Annotated in this window: 12 protein-coding genes and 1 tRNA gene; 8 read left to right on the top strand and 5 right to left on the bottom strand. The window is 62.4% G+C overall.

Annotation, left to right across the window (positions count from 1 at the left end; all coding sequences use genetic code 11):
• The first annotated feature begins 44 nt into the window (after nt 1-44).
• The 6 genes from bcsA (at nt 45) to MF410_RS11130 (ending at nt 9072) form a co-directional block, all read left to right on the top strand.
• Nucleotides 45-2237: a UDP-forming cellulose synthase catalytic subunit gene (gene bcsA, locus MF410_RS11155; protein ID WP_097627280.1), complete on the top strand. Its 2193-nt coding sequence runs from the start codon at nt 45-47 to the stop codon at nt 2235-2237.
• On the top strand, nt 2234-4687 hold the full coding sequence (locus MF410_RS11150; RefSeq protein ID WP_097627119.1) for a cellulose biosynthesis cyclic di-GMP-binding regulatory protein BcsB: 2454 nt from the start codon (nt 2234-2236) through the stop codon (nt 4685-4687). Before bcsA ends, MF410_RS11150 begins: the two co-directional genes overlap by 4 nt.
• On the top strand, nt 4684-5727 hold the full coding sequence (locus MF410_RS11145; RefSeq protein WP_097627121.1) for a glycosyl hydrolase family 8: 1044 nt from the start codon (nt 4684-4686) through the stop codon (nt 5725-5727). The genes MF410_RS11150 and MF410_RS11145 overlap by 4 nt, the downstream gene beginning before the upstream one ends.
• Nucleotides 5724-8129, top strand: a complete 2406-nt coding sequence (locus MF410_RS11140; RefSeq protein WP_097627123.1) for a cellulose synthase — start codon at nt 5724-5726, stop codon at nt 8127-8129. Before MF410_RS11145 ends, MF410_RS11140 begins: the two co-directional genes overlap by 4 nt.
• A 101-nt stretch (nt 8130-8230) precedes the next feature.
• A complete protein-coding gene (locus tag MF410_RS11135) occupies nt 8231-8899 on the top strand; it encodes an HAD family hydrolase (protein ID WP_097627125.1) in 669 nt (222 codons plus the stop codon).
• Between the two features lie 96 nt (nt 8900-8995).
• Nucleotides 8996-9072: transfer RNA gene (locus MF410_RS11130), tRNA-Pro, on the top strand.
• An 80-nt stretch (nt 9073-9152) separates the two neighbouring features.
• On the opposite strand, the gene MF410_RS11125 is transcribed toward MF410_RS11130, so the two are convergent.
• Complete coding sequence (locus MF410_RS11125; RefSeq protein ID WP_097627127.1) at nt 9153-9785, bottom strand: methyltransferase domain-containing protein; 633 nt, start codon at nt 9783-9785, stop codon at nt 9153-9155.
• Between the two features lie 564 nt (nt 9786-10349).
• On the opposite strand from MF410_RS11125, the gene MF410_RS11120 reads away from it, so the two are divergent.
• A complete protein-coding gene (locus tag MF410_RS11120; protein ID WP_165503912.1) occupies nt 10350-10568 on the top strand; it encodes a hypothetical protein in 219 nt (72 codons plus the stop codon).
• Between the two features lie 2 nt (nt 10569-10570).
• On the opposite strand, the gene MF410_RS11115 is transcribed toward MF410_RS11120, so the two are convergent.
• Nucleotides 10571-10804: a DUF982 domain-containing protein gene (locus MF410_RS11115; RefSeq protein ID WP_097627128.1), complete on the bottom strand. Its 234-nt coding sequence runs from the start codon at nt 10802-10804 to the stop codon at nt 10571-10573.
• A 196-nt stretch (nt 10805-11000) separates the two neighbouring features.
• Between MF410_RS11115 and MF410_RS11110 the strand changes: the two genes are divergently transcribed.
• Nucleotides 11001-11213, top strand: a complete 213-nt coding sequence (locus MF410_RS11110) for a hypothetical protein (protein ID WP_029872887.1) — start codon at nt 11001-11003, stop codon at nt 11211-11213.
• A 3-nt stretch (nt 11214-11216) separates the two neighbouring features.
• On the opposite strand, the gene MF410_RS11105 is transcribed toward MF410_RS11110, so the two are convergent.
• The 3 genes from MF410_RS11105 to MF410_RS11095 all read right to left on the bottom strand — a co-directional run bounded on the left by MF410_RS11105 (nt 11217) and on the right by MF410_RS11095 (nt 12983).
• A complete protein-coding gene (locus MF410_RS11105) occupies nt 11217-11366 on the bottom strand; it encodes a hypothetical protein (protein ID WP_097627130.1) in 150 nt (49 codons plus the stop codon).
• 92 nt (nt 11367-11458) lie between these two features.
• Nucleotides 11459-11752, bottom strand: a complete 294-nt coding sequence (locus MF410_RS11100) for a helix-turn-helix domain-containing protein (protein ID WP_097627132.1) — start codon at nt 11750-11752, stop codon at nt 11459-11461.
• Nucleotides 11753-11801: 49 nt separating this feature from the next.
• Nucleotides 11802-12983: an ROK family transcriptional regulator gene (locus tag MF410_RS11095; protein ID WP_097627134.1), complete on the bottom strand. Its 1182-nt coding sequence runs from the start codon at nt 12981-12983 to the stop codon at nt 11802-11804.
• Nucleotides 12984-13321 lie beyond the last annotated feature (338 nt).

The following is a 13321-nucleotide window of genomic DNA, read 5'->3' as shown; positions in this document are numbered from 1 at the left end:
GGAGCGCCGATGGTGTCCGGTTGAGCAATTTCGAAGGAACGTCGATGCGCAAAGCCCGCAGTGTCTTCATATGGGCCGTGGTTTCGCTCTGCTTGATCGTGCTGATCACGCTGCCGGTCAACTTGCAGACCCAGCTCATCACCAGCATCACGGTGGTGACGGTGATGGCGCTGATCAAGGTCTTGAAGGGCGAGGGGACCTGGCGCCTGGTGGCGCTCGCCTTCGGCACCTCGATCGTGCTGCGCTATGTCTACTGGCGCACCACCAACACCCTGCCGCCGGTAAACCAGCCTGAGAATTTCATTCCCGGCCTGCTGCTCTATCTCGCCGAAATGTACAGCGTCGCGATGCTGGCGCTGAGCCTGTTCATCGTCGCCACACCGCTGCCGCCGCGCCCCTCGCGCGCCGCCAATCCCGGGCGTTTGCCGCATGTCGATGTCTTCGTTCCGTCCTATAACGAGGATGCCGGGCTTCTCGGCAACACGCTGGCGGCCGCCAAGGCCATGGATTATCCGGCCGAAAAGCTGCATGTCTGGCTGCTCGACGATGGCGGCACCCTGCAGAAGCGAAATTCCGGCAAGCTGCTCGAAGCCCAGGCCGCCGCTGCCCGCCATATCGAGCTGAAGAAGCTCTGCGAAGACCTCGACGTCAGCTATCTCACGCGCGACCGAAACGAGCACGCCAAGGCCGGCAATCTGAATAACGGCATGAAACATTCGACTGGCGAACTCATCGCCGTCTTCGATGCCGACCACGCGCCGGCCCGCGATTTCCTGCTCGAGACCGTCGGCTACTTCGAAGACGACCCGAAGCTTTTCCTTGTTCAGACTCCGCACTTCTTCATCAATCCCGATCCGCTGGAGCGCAACCTGCGCACCTTCGACAAGATGCCGAGCGAGAACGAAATGTTCTACGGCATCATCCAGCGCGGCCTCGACAAATGGAACGCCGCCTTCTTCTGCGGTTCGGCGGCGGTCCTGAGCCGCAGGGCGCTCGACTCCCAGAACGGCTTTTCCGGCATCAGCATCACCGAGGATTGCGAGACGGCCTTAGCGCTCCACGGCAGCGGCTGGAACAGCATCTATGTCGACAAGCCGCTGATCGCCGGCCTGCAGCCCGCCACCTTCGCAAGCTTCATCGGCCAGCGCAGCCGCTGGGCGCAGGGCATGATGCAGATCCTGCGCTTCCGCTTCCCGCTGCTGAAACGCGGCCTGTCGATCCCGCAGCGCCTCTGCTACATGTCCTCCACGCTGTTCTGGCTCTTCCCGTTCCCGCGCACGATCTTCTTGTTTGCACCGCTCTTCTACCTGTTCTTCGATCTGGAAATCTTCACAGCCTCCGGCGGCGAGTTCCTTGCCTATACGCTTGCCTACATGCTGGTGAACCTGATGATGCAGAACTACCTCTACGGGTCGTTCCGCTGGCCATGGATTTCCGAACTCTACGAATATGTTCAGACTGTGCATCTGCTGCCGGCGGTCATCTCCGTCATGCTCAATCCGAGGAAGCCGACCTTCAAGGTCACCGCCAAGGACGAATCGATCGCCGTCAGCCGCCTGTCCGAGATCAGCCGCCCGTTCTTCGTCATCTTTGCGGTGCAGATCATCGCGCTCGTCATCACCATCTATAGAATCTATGCCGAGCCCTATAAGGCCGACGTCACCCTTGTCGTCGGCGGCTGGAACCTCATCAACCTGATCATGGCCGGCTGCGCGCTTGGTGTCGTGTCCGAGCGCGGCGAGCGCGCCTTGTCCCGCCGCGTCCGCGTCAACCGGCGCTGCGAATTCGGCGCCAACGGCAAGTGGTATACCGCCTCGATCGAGGACGTCTCGGTCCATGGCGCCAGGCTCCACATCTTCAACAAGCAACTCGACGAGATGCTGGTCGGTGCCCTCGGTGAAATCCGCTTCCGGCCCTATAGCGGTGCGGAACTGGAAACCCTGCCGCTGATCGTCCGCAACATCGAGCCGTCGGGCGACATCAGCAATGTCGGCTGCCAGTACGTGCCGAAAAGCGCGCTCGACCACCGCCTGATCGCAGACCTGATGTTTGCCAACTCGGGCCAGTGGACCGAGTTCCAGGCCTCGCGCCGCCGCAATCCGGGCCTGATCCGCGGCACCATTTGGTTCCTCGGTCTGTCGTTCTACCAGACGAGCCGCGGCCTCGTTTATTTCTTCCGCAGTATGCGGCCGGAACGCGAAGCCCAGCAGCAGGCCGCAAAGGTCAACGCCGGATGAGAAGCATCGTCGCTGCCTCGCTTTTCCTGCTGAATGCCTCCGCCTTCGCCCAGGCGCAGACGGCACCCTTCGACATGTCCGGGGAGCGTCCGCCCGGCGCCGCCGTTGCCCCGAGACAGACACCGCCGGCTCCGCCGGCAGCGGCTGCGCCGGTTCCCGTCACGCCCCCGGTTACCGTATTGCCGGCACCGGCACCCCAGGCGACACCTGCTCCTGCTCCTACACCGGTTCCCCCGGCAATCGCCGTTCAGCCGGCGCTGCAGCCGGCCGCGGCGGCGAATACGGCTCCGGTTCAGCGCCCCAACAGTATCCGTCGCTATGTCGTTCCCTTTTCGAAGCTCGGTCTCAGCGGTGAATATGATCGGCGGTCATGGTCCGTCTACCTGACGCAGGAACAGGCGGCCGCAAAGGCGAGCTTCACCTTCGCCTACCAGAATTCGATCGTCGTCGCGCCTGAGGCCTCGGCGCTGACCGTCTATCTCAACAATCGCCCGATCGGCCAGCAGCGCGTCGGCTCGCCGGACGGCCCGTCGGCCGTCACCTTCGCGGTTCCGCCAGGCCTGCTGCAGCCGGGCGCCAATGTCGTTACCTTCGAAGCCGCCCAGCGCCACCGCACCGATTGCAGCATCCAGTCGACCTATGAATTGTGGTCGAATATCGATCCGGCCGGAACCTATCTGAGCTTTGCCGGCAGCGATGCCGCAGAGCCGGCGAGCGCCGATGCGATCCGCGCCATCGGCGTCGACGGCGCCGGCAAGACCGAGTTCGACATCGTCGTCCCGGCGCTGGAGCAGCCGGGCACCACCAAGCCGCTACTGCGGCTGGCGCAGGGCCTCTCCGTGCTGAGCAGCATGCCGAACCAGGTCTTTGCCTTCAGCACTGCTTCGCTTCCGGCCGGCGGGCCGGGTAAGCTCAGTGTGCTCGTCGGTACCGCGGCGGAACTGCGGCCGCTCTTTCCGGGCCTGCCGCCCGGCGCCGAAAGTGCGGCACTCGCCGCTTTCGTCACCGATCCGCGCAGCGGCTCACCGGTGCTTCTGATCAGCGGCCCGTCCTGGCCGGCAGTCTCATCGGCGATCGATACCATCGTCTCCCCGACCGACAGATCCGCAGATATCCGCCGCGACGTGCTGACCACCGAACGCTGGAGCGCGCCGAACGCGCCGCTGGTCTTTTCCGATACCAACATCGCTTTGTCTCAGCTCGGCGTGAAGACCACCGAATTTTCCGGCCGGCGGTTGCGGACCAGCTTCAACATCGCCGTGCCGGCGGATTTTTATGCCAATGCCTATGGCGAGGCGAAGGTGCTGCTCGACGCCGCCTATACCGACAACGTCCTGCCCGGCAGCCACATCGATATCTACGTCAACGACAATATCGCCTCCACCGTGCCGATCACCACGACAACAGGCGGCATTCTGCGCCATCTGCCGATCCGCGTGACGATGCGGCACGTCAAGCCCGGCCTGAATACGGTGGCGATCGAGGCGATCCTGATGACCAAGGACGATGCGGCTTGCGCGCCTGGCGCGACAGCCGGCGCCAATCCCCGCTTTGCCCTGTTCGATACCTCAGAGCTGCAGATGCCGGATTTCGCCCGCGTCGGTCAGCGGCCGAATCTGGCCGCCATGGCCGGCACCGCCTATCCCTATGGCCGGGCCACCGAACCGATGCCGCTGTTCATCGACCGCGTCGACGCCGACACGCTTTCGGCCGCCGCGACCCTGCTCGGCCAGATGGCGATCATGGCCGGCCATCCGATCCCCGTGGAAACCGTTGCCTCGCCGAATACGATCGGAGATCGTGACGCGATCTTCATCGGCTCGATCTCGCAGATGCCGACAACTGCGCTGTCGCAGACCAATATAGCAACGGCGAGCCAGGCCTCATGGCGTCCGGTGACGGATGCGCAGACGGGCGTCGTCGACACCGGTACGGCCTTCGAGGAATGGAATTCCAAGGTCAGCGGCGGTGTCTTTCGCACCCGGATGATTGCCTTCCGCGAGTGGCTGTGGCGCAATTTCGATATTTCCCGCAGCTCGCTGCAATTCGTGCCGGGCGCCGAGGAAATCTTTACGCCGCCCAACACCGCTTCGCTTCTGGTGGCCCAGGGCTCCAGCCCCGCGGGAGCGGGCTCCTGGACCGTGGTGGCGGCGCCATCGGCGAAGGATCTGCGTGAAGGGGTCGAGGTTCTGACCTCGCAGCTGAACTGGCCGCAGTTGTCGGGCCACATCACCACCTATTCCAGCAAGACCGGCAAGATCGAGGCGTTGCCCGTCACCCGTTTCGATTTCGTGCCGTCGACGCCCTGGTCGATCGCCAACTATCGCCTGATCGCCGCCAACTGGTTGTCGACGAATATCCTCTCTTATGCCTCGCTGCTGGTCGTCTTCGTGCTCCTGATCGGCGTCACCACGTCGACGATGCTGAAGAAGCTGGGCCGGTCGAAATGAGGCGGTGGCGCGCGCTTCTGCTGGCGGCCTCTGTCGCGGTTGCACCGGGCCTGCCGGCTACCGCGCAGCAGGCGATGATTAATGCCGACGCCTGGTCGGCCTACAAGGCGAAGTTTCTCGATCCGAGCGGCCGCATCGTTGACAACGGCAACGGCAACATCAGCCACAGCGAAGGGCAGGGCTACGGCCTGCTGCTCGCCTATCTCTCGGCAAGCCCCGCCGATTTCGAGCAGATCTGGTATTTTACCCGCACCGAGCTGCTGCTGCGCGACGACGGCCTGGCCGTTTGGAAATGGGATCCGAACGTCAAGCCGCACGTGGCCGACACCAACAATGCCACCGACGGCGACATGCTGATCGCCTATGCTTTGGCGCTTGCCGGCACGGCATGGAAACGTGAAGATTATATCCTCGCTGCCTCCCGCATGGCGCAGGCGCTGCTTGCCGAAACCGTCGGCAGCTCGCAGGGCCGCACCTTGCTGATGCCGGGAACCGAAGGGTTTACCGGCAGCGACCGCGACGATGGTCCGGTCGTCAACCCGTCCTACTGGATTTATGAGGCGATCCCGGTGATGGCAGCGCTCGCGCCGTCGGATGCCTGGAAAAAACTGTCGGACGATGGCGTGGAACTGTTGAAGACGATGCAGTTCGGCCCGCGCAAGCTTCCTGCCGAATGGGTGAGCCTGCACGACAAGCCGCGGCCGGCAGAGGGGTTCGACGCCGAATTCGGCTACAACGCCATCCGCATCCCGCTATATCTCGCCCGCGGCGGCATCACCGATAAGGCACTGCTCGTCCGCCTGCAAAAGGGGATGTCGCAAGACGGCGTTCCCGCCACGATCGATCTGACCACCGGCCGGCCGAAGACCGTGCTGTCGGACCCCGGTTATCGAATTGTTAACGATGTTGTGGCCTGTGTTGTCGATGGGACCAGGCTGCCGAGTTCGGCGCTGCAGTTTGCCCCTGCGCTCTATTATCCGTCCACCCTTCAACTGCTGGGGCTGGCCTATATCGGGGAGAAGCATCCGGAGTGTCTGTGAAGTCTTCTCTCGTGGCGGTTTCAGCGGCAGTGGTGGTGGCAAGCCTTGTCACCGGACTGAAGGACCGTGCCGCTCTGCAGGAAAGGTTCGGCCTTGGCTCTGCCGGCAAGCCGGCGCCGGAACTGATGATGATGGGCCGTATCAAGCCGAACGATGCTGCCGGCAATTCCGAATTCAATGCGCAACTCGTCGCCGACAAGATCGAGGCGATCACGTCCCCGCCGCCATCGGCATCGGATACTTCAGATCCGAATGCCGTCGCGCAGCAGCCAGAACCGCCGCAATCAGCCGCGCCTCAATCTGCGCCCCCATCCGCGCCAGAACCCACGCCTCAGCCGACGGCTTCTCCGTCCCCGGTCACGCCTGCTATCGTGTCCGAGCCTCCAGCGCCGCAGCAGGCCGTCGCCCCGACGCAGCCTGCTGTCGATGAAAGCGCGCTTCGTTATTTCGCCAGCCGCGGCGACAAAGTGCGCCTGCAGGCCGAGATCTCTCGCCTTCAGGCGCTCTACCCGAACTGGGTTCCGCCGGCCGATCCGCTCGCCGTGCCGCAGAACGGCGACAAACAGCTCGAGGCCATGTGGCAGCTTTATTCCGATGGCCGATACGCCGAGCTGCGCAGGGCGCTCGCCGACCGTCAGGCAGCCGATGCCGGATGGCAGCCGCCGGCCGATCTGCTCGAGCGGCTCGCTGTCGCCGAGGACCGCGCCCGCCTCATCAATGCTTCCGACCTCAAGCAATATGCGACGGTGGTCGATATCGCAGCCACAACGCCGAGCCTGCTCACCTGCAGCGAGGTCGACGTCCTTTGGCGTGTCGCCGAAGCCTTCATCCAGACGAAGAGGCAGCAGCGCGGCCAGGACGCCTACAGCTATATCCTGAAGAACTGCCCCAATCCGGCCGAGCGGCAGGCGACTGTGGAAAAGGCCTCGACACTGCTTGCCTACCAGCCGATGCAGGCGCTGCTGGCGCTGGAGAAGCCCGCTGCCGACGGCAGCAAGGAATTCGACGCGATCCGCGACAATCTCGCCCGGCGCTTCATGGCCGAAGGCAATGACGATCCGAAGCTCGCCATCGCGCCCGAATATGTCGCCCGCCTCGAAAAACTCGCCGGGACCGAGGGGCTTGCCTCGGATGCGCTGCTGCTCGGCTGGTACCAGCTTCGCCGCAACAACGATCCTGAGGCGGAGAAGTGGTTCCGCGCCGCCCGCGCCAAGGAGGATACGGCCGCCGCTTCGCAGGGGCTGGCGCTGGCGCTGATCGCCCGCAAGGCGCCTCAGGAAGCCGAGGACGTGATGTTCCGCTGGCGTGCGGATTCCGACGATGCGAGCGCCACCTATCTCGCCGCGACCGCCAATCTGATGGCGCTGCAGCCCCCGGCCGATCTCGCCGAAGACGTGCTGCATCGCATCGCCGCCGAAGTTATCGCCCGGAAATACGTGCCGACGGCGCAGCAATTCGGCTGGTATGCCCGCTCGCTCAACCAGTTCCAGACCGCCGCGCGCTGGTTCGAGACCGCACTCGTCTGGAAGCCCGATGACGAACCGTCGGCCTATGGCCTTGTCGTCACCCGCGAGCAACTGGGTGACCGCAAGGGTGTGCTCGAGCTTCAGCGCGCCTGGGCCGGACGGTCGGCCCGGATCATCAATCTCGAAGACACCTCATCGCTGATGCCGAATGGGGGCGCGGTGCCGCCGGAGAAGGGCACGCTTGCCCCGCAGCAGCCGGTTCAGCCGACGCAGCCGGTGCAACGCCCTGCCACGGCGGCCGAGCCGCTTCCGGCCGAACGCCGCACCCCGCTGCAGCCGGAGCCCGATGTGGCCGTTCGCCCGGCAAGGCCGGCGATGCAGACGGTGACCGTTGCGCGCGGTTCGCGCCAGACACGCGGCTGCTCGACGACCTTCGATGCGGGTCAGCTCAGCCCGGCCAATGCGCTGTCGCGCGGCTGGTGCCTGATGGATATCAATCGGCCGATGGAGGCCATCTCGGCCTTCGAGGCGGCATTGCAGAGCCCGGTCCGCAAAGACCGTGAAGACGCAGCCTACGGCCAGAGCCTTGCCTATCTGCGCGCCGGCCTTTCCAGCAACGCCGCCGTTGCCGCCACCAAGGCGCCGCAGAACCGCCAGCGCGCCGCTGAGCTGCAGGTGGCGATCCTCGCCGACCGCGCGCTTTCGGCCTTCGATGCCGGGCGTTATCGCGAGACCCTGATCTATCTCGATCAGCGCGCCCAGCTACAGCAGGAACGCATCGACCTGATGGTTCTGCGCGGCTATTGCTACCTCAATCTCAAAATGTATGGCGATGCGACCCGTATCTTCGAAGCCGCTGCCGCGACCGGCAGCCGCGACGCTGCCCGCGGTCTGGCCGACGTTCGCAACGTCACCCATCCCGACGTCAACGACTAGCGTTGACGTCGACGTCAACGACTAGCGTTGACGCCGCCGCCGCTCTCCGCTACTCGCCTGTGCAGGGGTCGCCCCGGCCTCGCACCCGCAAGGAACGCCCCGTGCCCGCTCTCCACGATATCCTCGACAGATCCTATGACGCCTTCCTTTTCGACATGGACGGGACGCTGTTGAATTCCATCGCCGTCGTCGAACGCGTCTGGAGCGAATGGGCAAGGCGCCATGGCTTCGAACCGGAGGTCTTTCTGAAGACCATCCACGGCATTCGCGCCTCCGACGTCATCCGCGGGCTCGGCCTTCCCGGCGTCGATCCGGCCCATGAGGCGGACTTGCTGCTCGTCGAGGAGATGGAGGATGTCTCCGGCATCGTCGAAATCCCCGGCGCCATCCGCTTCCTCTCCGCCATTGCCGACGGCAAATGGGCGATCGTCACCTCGGCGCCGATCGAGCTTGCCAGGCGCCGCATGGCCGCCGCCGGCATCCCGATGCCGAAGGTCATCGTCAGCGGCCAGGAGGTCAAATCGGGCAAGCCCAGCCCCGAAGGCTATCTGCTCGGCGCCAGCCGTCTTGGCGTCGATCCCGCGAAATGCCTGGTCTTCGAAGACGCCGTCGCCGGCATCCTCGCCGGCGAAGCCGCCGGTGCCGACGTGACCGTCATTACCGAAACCCACGCCACCCCCTTCGAGACCCCACATTTCTCGATCGCCAACTACCAGGCATGGCAGCCCCGCCATACCGCCGAAGGCCGGCTGACGCTCGCGGCGATCTGATCAATTAGACAAACCGCCTCTTTTTGTGGGAGGCGAGTTTTTCCGCTTGCATTGCACGCGCCGAAAAACTAAACGAAGCAAGCCGTTTCGGCAGGTCGGGGCGTAGCGCAGCCCGGTAGCGCACTTGACTGGGGGTCAAGGGGTCGCTGGTTCGAGTCCAGTCGCCCCGACCATTTATCCCCTTGAAATCCAGTCAGAACATCACGTTTCGTATGGCGGCGCTCTCGCGGCCATTGCGGAAAACGGTTGATCTTCAGTGCGGTTTCTGGGCAATCGCGATCATCGATTTTGCCAGCAGCGGAATCCTCCCGACATATTCGAAGTCGACGTCTTCGAAACCTGTTTCATGCAGCAGCGTGCTCAGCGTTTCCGGAGACCAGAATTTGATATGGCCATGGTCCTTGAGGGGCATGAAATGATCGTCCATCTTGCCGCTGACGGCCAAGGCCAGATTTTTCCAGTAACCGTGAAAAGGCGTCGACATGACCGCGATGCCGCCGGGCCTCACCAGATCGTACATGGTGGCCGAGAACGCCTTGGGATCATAAACGTGCTCCACCACCTCGAGGCTGATCACCGCATCGAAGGTCCCGTACCGGCTGGAGAGATCTTCGTAACCGGAGCCGATTTCCAGCGGCAGATCCGGATGGGCCGTTCTCGCTTTTGCGATACCGTCCTCGGAGGGATCGACACCGGTGACATCATAGCCCTTTCCTGCAAGCACGGCCGCAGCACCGCCGGCACCGCAACCGAGGTCGAAGACCGATGTTTCTTTTGCCTCCTGAAAACTGTTCTCAAGAACATCGACTACGGCCGGCAGAATATAGGAATGGGCCGTCGCCGGTTTAGCATGCACATAGGTCGTCGCGTCTAGTTCGATAGACATTTTACCTCCTGGAGAAAATGAGCCCGCCAACCCAATAATACGCAACACAATCGTACGGCGGAGTTTGACGGCAGTGTGGTGTCGTTGTGGTATTAAAGTGATTAGCGCAGGAGGCGCTCGCGGCAGCTGAGGATGGCGGTTGGCGGATATGCGCATTCGGCTAGGCTAGCCGTCATCTCACGAACGAAGAGCGCCGGCGCTCGCCGATGGGAGATCCTGAAGCCGATTGACAGGGTGCAGGGAAGATGATGAAACGTGGCGCAAATCGGATTTCACTTTGCCGGGACGGGTACCCAGTCGTCGTTTCGACTTCGATATTGCGACCATTTGCAGTAAATAACGCTATGAAATACCCTTTGTGGGTGTGGAATCAAATAAATCTATTAGTTCTTTTTGGTACGCTTTGAGTTACGGAGCTGTTATTTGTTGCCTTTTGTTAAGGTTATACCAAGATTAAGTATGAGATACGCAATTTCGAATCTAAAAAACGTGAAACCTCTTCGCTTTCATGCGAATATGTGTAGATTAAAAGCGTCCCTGTCACAAATAGCCTAGTGCGAGCGCATGGCGGAAATGAAGCAGAATCTCACTTGCAGGCAAGCCCTCGCCGGCGCATTCCAGGCTTTGTCCGAGGAGGCCGTTAAGGCTGGCTGGTCGGAGGGCGATGTCGCCCTCGCGCTTGCTGAACTTGCCGAGGAGCAGGTGATCGAGGTGACCGCCAAGGTGATTATGGAAGGCTCCATTCACCCCCAGCTCGCCGCCGCCAGCCGCCACAGCAGCTGATCTCACAGCAGCAATCCCGCCGTCTTCGCCGCTGTGATGAAGGAAGCCTGTGCGGCGCGCGGGCTGCGCAGCCCGTCGAGCGCGTCCAGGCAATGCTGGCGCGCGACGCGATAGTGACGCCCACGCTTGCTCGGCCATTGTTTGAGATATTCGACGGCTTCCCAGACGGTGGACACGATCAGGCTGCTCTCTGGAGAAAACACCCGGATGGGGGAGGGGAAGCGTATTTCACTCAACGTCTGCACTCACTGATTATTGCCACAGGGCGGCGTCAAAACGCGCGGGACGAAAATTTGTTCCCGGATTTTGTTTCGTGGAAATTTGCGCAGTTGCTAAAATTCAAGCCGTCGCGCATAATCATTTCTGTCGGTTGCGGAGGGCGGCCGGCGATGCAAGCGTGGATGCGTTTGCCCTCGGAGGGAATGCGGCGTGATGTTACGGTCATCAATTCATCCGCATGATTTGCCGCTGTTTTCGGAAGATCTCGATCTGCTTTCGCAGGTGCTCGACAAGGTCTGCGATGAACGCGGCCTCGCCAGGACGACACCCGAGGCCGAGCGCATCGGTGCGGTCATCATTCAGCTCTACAGGCAGGGCGTGAAGGACGGCGGCAAACTCGCCGACCTGGCAAAGACCTACCTCTGACGTTCAGTTCTGCTCGATCGAGACACCGTTCTTGCCGATGCTCATCTCAATCCCCTGCGGCTTGCTTTCCTCACGGTAGATATAAGTACCGAGGCCGATGACGGTGACGACGAGAACGCCGATGAGAACGTAGAGACCATTCCTGCTGTTCAAATGACTGCCCTCAAATATCTGATAGGACAGCGGAAACGGCCAAGTGTCGGATTGGTTCCGCAACCAACAGGATGAATTGAGCCCGCGCCGGCCTAATCGTCGTTTGCGGCGTTGAGGTTTTCCGGCCGGATACCGTCGTCGCTGACGGTGCGCGCACGCAACCGGATGCCGGGGCCGCCTTCATCCTGATTGCCGCTCGACAGGAAGATGATGCCGTGCGCCTCCAGCGTGCTGCGCACATCGAACAGCGCGTGCGGCTCGCCCGCAAATTCGCCGTTTTCCAGCGCCGTCACGGTCTCCACAGGCAGGCCGGTTGCGGCGGCGAGCTCTTCGATACTCATCCCGATCATGGCGCGCGCGCCGCGTATCTGTGTCGCTGTTATCATGGCGGAAAATCTAGCGCATTTACCGCAGTTCTCAAGTGGCGCAGGCCGATCAAGTATCCTTCAATTTCACGCCGAACAGATCGTCGTGCATGCGCTCGACCGCGACCCCCATGCCTCCCATGAGGGCGGCCCGGTTCCCAAACCGGCTGATCTCGATGCGCGGCGGATAAGGCGTGCAGCGCGGCAGGAAACCCCGGATGGCGTTTACCAATTCCGGTCTTGCGCCGATGCTGCCGCCGGTGATCACCAGTTCGGGATCGAGAGTTGCTCCGATGGCGGCAATGGCGAGCGCCACTAGCCTTGCCGTCTCTTCGATTGCGGCGACGGCGCTGGCATCGCCTGCATTGAAGGCGTTGAAGAGATCGGCCACGGTGGCAGCGTTGCGCCCGCCGAAGCCGGTGTAGCGGCGTAACATCGCGACGCTGCCGACTGCACTCTCGAAGGTCCCGAGCGTAAACCCGCCGGGATCGAAAACATCGCCGCCGATCGGGAGATAGGCGATCTCGCCGGCCGCGCCACGCGCGCCACGCAGCAGTGCGCCATTGGCGATGATGCCCATGCCGACGCCCGTTCCGAGCGCGACGAAGGCAAAATTGCCGGTTTCGACACCGTGTCCCCGCCATTTCTCGCCTTGCGCGGCGAGGTTGACGTCATTTTCGACGATCACCGGAATGCCCATTCTGTCGGAGAAGACCTGCCGCAGATTGATCGCGTCGATGCCGGGGATATTCGGCGCCACATTGATATGGCCGGTGGCCGGATCGAGCACGCCGGGACTGCCCAGAACGACGAGACGGAGCTTGTCGGCAGTCGTTCCGGCTGCAAGCAAGAGTTCGACGATGAGATCGCTGAATTGATTGACGAGATGCATTCCGCCGCGGGGGTCGGTGGCCACTTTGGTTTCGGCTATGATGTTACCTAGCAGATCGCAGATCGCCGCAGCGATCTTGGTGCCGCCGAGATCGATGGAGACCGCAAGACCCGCCCTGGCGTTGAGTTCATACGTAATCGCATTGCGGCCCGGGCGGCCATCGGTCTGGCCGACAGGTTTCAACCATCCATCATCCTCGAGGTCGCGCACGACATCGGAAATCGTCTGTTTCGAAAGGCCGGTCAGCTTGGCAATGTCGGCGCGGGAAATCGAGCCGCTCGCCAACACGGTCCGGATCACGGCATGAGTTGAGATTTTTCGTGCGATGGGCGTCTGCGTGGCAGAAAGTGTCAGTGCCATCGGCTAGCTCTTCCAGTTAGTTCGGAGCATATACCTAATCAGGGGTCGATATTGACCCGAAACCCTCGTAGAAAGGAGGGCTTCGGCTCAACTTCGTCATATAAGCGGATTTCAGTACACCCAAGGTGGAGATTTGTCTATGTCCTTGACAAATGGGAGGTCGCCTGTAGGCTGATATCAACGTGCAATGAAATGCACGGCGAAATAAAGAGGGTCGAGGACAAGTATGCGCCACCCGCATTGTCTGGATAGCCGCGCGCTCGCCAAGGTCGCCCGAAGAGGAGCAGGCCCCGGCTTGTCCCTCTATTGCTCTCTTTCGCGTTCTGCAGCCTCTTCAA

It is taken from the genome of Rhizobium sp. C104 (assembly GCF_022354505.1).
In the GTDB taxonomy this organism is placed as follows: Bacteria; Pseudomonadota; Alphaproteobacteria; order Rhizobiales; family Rhizobiaceae; genus Rhizobium; species Rhizobium redzepovicii.
The sequence above is the reverse complement of the archived record's forward strand: the minus strand, read 5'-3'. Positions and strand labels throughout refer to the sequence as shown.

Bases quoted from the DNA above. Each gene is read 5' to 3' on its own strand.
- MF410_RS11120 (WP_165503912.1), top strand. From the start codon at position 10,350: ATGGCGGAAATGAAGCAGAATCTCACTTGCAGGCAAGCCCTCGCCGGC.
- MF410_RS11110 (WP_029872887.1), top strand. From the start codon at position 11,001: ATGTTACGGTCATCAATTCATCCGCATGATTTGCCGCTGTTTTCGGAA.
- MF410_RS11125 (WP_097627127.1), bottom strand. From the start codon at position 9,785: ATGTCTATCGAACTAGACGCGACGACCTATGTGCATGCTAAACCGGCG.
- MF410_RS11095 (WP_097627134.1), bottom strand. From the start codon at position 12,983: ATGGCACTGACACTTTCTGCCACGCAGACGCCCATCGCACGAAAAATC.
- MF410_RS11100 (WP_097627132.1), bottom strand. From the start codon at position 11,752: ATGATAACAGCGACACAGATACGCGGCGCGCGCGCCATGATCGGGATG.
- bcsA (WP_097627280.1), top strand. From the start codon at position 45: ATGCGCAAAGCCCGCAGTGTCTTCATATGGGCCGTGGTTTCGCTCTGC.
- MF410_RS11150 (WP_097627119.1), top strand. From the start codon at position 2,234: ATGAGAAGCATCGTCGCTGCCTCGCTTTTCCTGCTGAATGCCTCCGCC.
- MF410_RS11145 (WP_097627121.1), top strand. From the start codon at position 4,684: ATGAGGCGGTGGCGCGCGCTTCTGCTGGCGGCCTCTGTCGCGGTTGCA.